This window comes from Acinetobacter bohemicus ANC 3994 (assembly GCF_000367925.1).
GTDB classification, from domain to species: Bacteria; Pseudomonadota; Gammaproteobacteria; order Pseudomonadales; family Moraxellaceae; genus Acinetobacter; species Acinetobacter bohemicus.
Map to the genome: position 1 here is coordinate 87,365 of NZ_KB849167.1, position 533 is coordinate 87,897.

1 pseudogene is annotated in these 533 nt (G+C 51.2%); it reads right to left on the minus strand.

The features are described from left to right. Nucleotides 1-533 (minus strand): annotated as a pseudogene (locus F994_RS17860) (spore surface glycoprotein BclB); the annotation flags it as partial.

The window sequence follows — 533 nt, forward strand, 5'->3', positions numbered from 1 at the left end:
GTTCCGCCTGTAGCTCCAGTCACACCTGTAGAACCCGTTGCGCCAATATCGCCCGTTGCACCGGTAGAGCCTGTTCCGCCTATAGCTCCAGTTACACCTGTAGAACCCATTGCGCCTGTTGCGCCAATATCACCCGTCGCACCAGTAGAGCCTGTTCCGCCTGTAGCTCCAGTTACACCCGTAGAACCCGTTGCTCCTGTTGCGCCAATATCACCTGTCGCACCGGTCGAGCCTGTTCCGCCTGTAGCACCGTCCGCGCCTTTTAGATACTTGATTAGGTCCTGTACTGTAGAGCCTGTAGGCAACTCACCTGCATCAATCAATAGCTCTAAAGCAGATTTACCATCTTGACCATCGGCACCGTCCGCGCCTTTTAGATACTTGATCAGATCCTGTACTGTAGAGCCTGTAGGCAATTCACCTACATCAATCAATAGTTCTAAAGCAGATTTACCATCTTGACCATCGGCACCGTCCGCGCCTTTCAAATAATTAATCAAATCTTGTACTGTAGAGCCTGTAGGCAATTCACC